This is a genomic window from Peribacillus psychrosaccharolyticus ATCC 23296, assembly GCF_000305495.1.
GTDB lineage: Bacteria > Bacillota > Bacilli > Bacillales > DSM-1321 > Peribacillus > Peribacillus psychrosaccharolyticus.
This window is the reverse complement of sequence record NZ_AJTN02000067.1, coordinates 1-4,329: the sequence shown is the minus strand read 5'-3', so window position 1 is coordinate 4,329 and position 4,329 is coordinate 1. Positions and strand designations below refer to the sequence as shown.

The following is a 4,329-nucleotide window of genomic DNA, read 5'->3' as shown; positions in this document are numbered from 1 at the left end:
GACAATCGGATAGAGGCAGGCAGGTCATCAAGAAAACCAAATAAGTTAAATATGGCAATATGATCAACATTCATATTCACGATGCCACTCATTCCAATCAAACTAATTAATAATAAGGTACCTACGCTCTCCAATAAGCCAATAAAAGTCATGGCAATCATATTTATATACAGAATCTTTCCAGCATACGAATGAATCTGTTTTAAGAAATAGATAATGTCTTTCATGTATGAACCCCCTAGGGTAAAGCTAATTTCCTGTCTTTCTCCAGACCATTAATAGCGGCCTTAAAGGAAAATATAAAAAGTGAAGTTTTTTTGGTAACGGTAATGTCTCTACATCGATTGGGTAGGGATACATCAAACTAAGAAGGAAGAAAAACTTTTGATAAGCAGACATTAAGGAGAATAAATGACGTGTATGATAGTTGGTGATTTCTTCTGGAACAGGATCTGTATGTAAATTCACCATTTTTTCTAAATAGAAAATCGCTTCTTGGGCTAAAGTATGAGCTCTAGCTCCTCTTAAAAACGGCTTCATCTCGTTTGTAAGAGTTGATTCTAGTAACTGTGATGCAAGGACCATGGCCTGTCCCATAATATTCAAGTTATGACTTGATTTACTTAATTGAAAAGTCAAATCCCAATCTACTGGCTGCTTCATTAATTGTTGAATATCATCCAGCCAACGTAAACGTGACCAGCCATGCCGTGCCCCATGCGCAACAAGAAAGATAAACAGATCCTCTCTTCCTAAAAAATGGACCGGAAAATTCGTTAGGCTGCTCATTCTTTTTCTTTCCCATAATTCTTGGAAGCTCGGTTCTTTTCCGGGTCCTGGATGAAGACGCCAATGAATTTCAAGCTTCACTTGTTTTTGCGGGTGGGAGTAGGTGACATGACGATGTCTCCACCGCCAGTCATTCAGCACAGTTTCAAAATCATATTCTTTCTCATAACCCAGCTGAATTAAAAATTCCTCAGCCTTCGTAAGATGTTGGATTGGAATAAGGAAATCTAAATCTCTAGATGTACGCAAAGATATATCTCCATATAAATCTTTGGCCACAACTGGCCCTTTTAAAAATATAGTATCAATTCCAATCTCCGAAAATATTTTGCTAACATATTCCATTTCCATGCTCAATTGGAGCATTTGAAAAGTATTCCATTTATAATAATGATTTAATTGTTCCTTCACAGAGGAAGGAATCAATATATTATCTATCTTCCTAATGTTTGTATAAAGCCTTGGAAACAAGCGATGGTGAAGCGTATACTCTAAAAAAAGATCCCAATTTAAATCCATACATAGTGCTTCTTGCTCTTCTTTCGAGAATGAAGGCTTACCATCTTTCGTCAATTCCAGAATCAAAAGAACTTCTTTAGGGACACCTGTTAAATCAAGGGTATGATCCATAATTTTCTCCTTCGTGGATAGTCTCGTTCTTCCTTTTAGCAAATTTGGCTACTACCGTAAACCTTTCCATGCCATCTGATCCTGAAATATAGAAGGAACCGCTCCGAAGCCAAGCGTGGGCAACCAATCCCGTTTGATCTTTGGCTGTCCCTAAATAAAGCGTACTCTCAATCCCTCTTTTTTCTAGCATTTTCATTCCCGCCATCGCTTTAACAAGGCATTCACTTTCCCAAAATGTAAACCGACTCACCAAATGAATGGCACTTGAAATATTTCGTAAAATAACTCTATTTTGAGTATTTTCAAGATAAGTCGTTTCTGCCATTTGTTCACCTAAGGACGGAGCGATTTTTGCGAAGACTTTGCTTTTCCGATACCGGGCCCAAGCTAAGGTTAAATAGGCTTCCACCATCAACCTTTTCAGGTTCATGTCAAGTTTATAAAAGGTTTTTATTTTATGGAATATAGTCATTGTTCCCCTCCAAGATTAGCTAATGAGAATTAAGCCTTCTTCCTTCAGCTTTTCTAGAAAAGAACGCACCTGTTCTTCACATTCTATTTGACTGACATCATAGATTGATTGAAGAGATTGGACAATGTGTTCAATAGAAACAGGCTCTTTAATCAAGTCCCATATGTCTCCACCAACTTGTCCTAAGTTGTAATATTTCCCGCTCTGTATACTTAACATGACCTTTTCTCCATCCATGTCACTTACAATATATCCTGCAGCTTGACTGATTACTTGATTAGTAGAGATAGTCTGTGTCATCGTACCTTTTCCTCCTTGCTAATTGTAGATAGGATTAACTCTGTTAAATCGTGAGCCGTAAACCGAGAAACAGGACGTTGTAACTGGTAAAAGCTAAGTTGATTAATCATTTTTGCAGTAGTAGCAAAATGCCAGTCCATTAATCCAGCTCCTTCAAGAAAAAAATTACGATACGTATGTGTATATAGCGTATGAAACCTTGCCATTTTTGTAATAGGAATGATCCTTATCTCCGCTTCATCTGTTTTAGTCAGTTCAACGATTCCAGCAAGCGGAAGCTGTTGATTAGCAAACTGAGAAGAGACGGGAACAGCAAATTTCGTTTCCCTTTCGACAATTGGTTTATACTGATCGGATTCCATTCCAAACTGATTTAGACTTTCCATCCATAATTTTTGCTGAGGGTATGCTGGTGTCACAATTGGAATATTCTCAGCAGAAATGGTGACTGGTATTACATCATCACTCAGCAGCTGATATCCCCTGTTTAGGAAAGCGGAAGCTAATGTGGATTTACCCGCACCTGAATCTCCTACAAATGCATAGGCTTTACCATCAATGGCAATCGCACTTCCGTGTAAAGGGAGGATTTTTCTTTGCATCAGGATGGCTCCCATGCAAGTACCTAGAATGTACAGACGATGATAATCTTCATCTGAGTTATTTAGTGGAGAAACCAAAATTTCATTTCCATTTCTAATTTGAAAAGTTGCTATCTCAGGTACATGAAATGTAATAGACTTTTCTTTTACTACAAAATGCTCAGTTACACTTGATCGTTCAGACACCAACTGAGAGAGATCTGTTTTTTTATAATGATATCCGCTAACCCTGTTTCCAAATTATGATGAGGGATTTCAGGTAGACTAATCTCACTAAAAATAGTAAATCCAAAAGCTTTATAAACCATTGTTTGTAAACTATTAATCATCTAACTCTCTCCTTGATAAATTAGGTTTTGACAAAACCCTATCTAAACAACCTTTTAAAGGTCTGATATATTCAAAATTAATAAAACCCGGAAAAAATACACTCTTTTACAATCTGATAGTTATTTAATTTAAGTAAAGCCCCTACACACTTTTCGCGTATAGGGGATTACTAAAAACGATGAATGCTTTTCAATGTAATCCTAACTAATTCGTATGAATGAACATTTCTCCCTTAACTGAATGTTAGTTTCCCCCTTGGAGTATCGGCAGGGAAAGTTGCATCAGTAAAGTCGCCATCTTTACCAAGCATGGTCATTTTCACATCTAACACTTCTACTTCTGGTTTCTTCCATTGTTTTTTCATGTTATCACCTCCTTTCAATTGAAGTTATTAATGAAGCGGTAAATGATTATACTACGCATTAAAATTTTATAATCCGAATTAGTAGCTAATTCTGGTCGGTGTCCCTGTTCAAAAATTAATAAGGACTTTTTTATCAAATTACTATCTAAGAACTCTAAAATTTTTTTATCTTTACTTAATACTTGTAATTCTTCTCTAAAATCACCCCAAACCCGGGTCATTCGATGAACCCAATCAACACCTTGGACACCACGAAATTTTTGATTTAACCTGACTTCATCAGGTAAAAATTTTTCTGTTGACCTTCTAATAAGAGCTCGATCAACTCCATTTTGAACGTATTGGTCTTCCGGAACAGATAAACAAAATTTGATTACTCGTATATCATTGGTTGGATCACGCTTCCATAATGAGTAGCGTAAAGATAGTTTTGAAGAAAGTGTATTACCAGCATTCCAAAGAGAAGTATGTTCAAAGTGCCTCTTCCTCTCCTCATATATACTTGAGGTAGTAAACCAACCTTCCTGGTTAAACCCATTCTTCTTGAATTTACTATAAACGTTAGTCCGCAATGCAAATTCTGGATTAATATGTTTAGGACGTTGAAAAGGCTTTCCTTGAGGAAATAGCTTATCGATAATCGGAAATCCGATCCTTGCAATATCTGGAACCCTTCCTAACCGAGCCCCCCCAGCATTTTGACTATATTGATTTAATTCTTGAAAAAGGCTAATCCATTTCATTTTTTTCAAAAGAATAGAATAGTAGTCTAAAGCTGAACCCCAAGAAACAGTGAAATTTCCTCTATCTCCATTAAGTAATATTCCTACTCCTTCTTCATT

Annotated in this window: 5 protein-coding genes and 2 pseudogenes; all 7 read right to left on the bottom strand. The window is 36.6% G+C overall.

Annotated elements, in window-relative coordinates; all coding sequences use genetic code 11:
- Window positions 1-227, bottom strand: a pseudogene (locus tag WYK_RS05610) (ABC transporter ATP-binding protein); the annotation flags it as partial.
- Window positions 228-249: 22 nt separating this feature from the next.
- Window positions 250-1,419, bottom strand: a complete 1,170-nt coding sequence (locus WYK_RS05605) for a nucleotidyltransferase domain-containing protein (RefSeq protein WP_040373599.1) — start codon at window positions 1,417-1,419, stop codon at window positions 250-252.
- A complete protein-coding gene (locus WYK_RS05600; protein ID WP_040373598.1) occupies window positions 1,403-1,891 on the bottom strand; it encodes a lasso peptide biosynthesis B2 protein in 489 nt (162 codons plus the stop codon). The genes WYK_RS05605 and WYK_RS05600 overlap by 17 nt, the downstream gene beginning before the upstream one ends.
- Window positions 1,892-1,906: 15 nt before the next feature.
- Window positions 1,907-2,191, bottom strand: coding sequence for a lasso peptide biosynthesis PqqD family chaperone (locus WYK_RS05595; RefSeq protein ID WP_040373597.1), 285 nt, complete (start codon window positions 2,189-2,191; stop codon window positions 1,907-1,909).
- A pseudogene (locus tag WYK_RS05590) lies at window positions 2,188-3,122 on the bottom strand (aldolase). The gene WYK_RS05595 and the pseudogene WYK_RS05590 overlap by 4 nt, the downstream one beginning before the upstream one ends.
- 233 nt (window positions 3,123-3,355) lie before the next feature.
- Window positions 3,356-3,487: a paeninodin family lasso peptide gene (locus tag WYK_RS24455; protein WP_152526415.1), complete on the bottom strand. Its 132-nt coding sequence runs from the start codon at window positions 3,485-3,487 to the stop codon at window positions 3,356-3,358.
- A gap of 14 nt (window positions 3,488-3,501) precedes the next feature.
- Window positions 3,502-4,329: asparagine synthase-related protein (locus WYK_RS05585; protein WP_040373596.1), on the bottom strand; the 828-nt coding region annotated here is incomplete at its 5' end.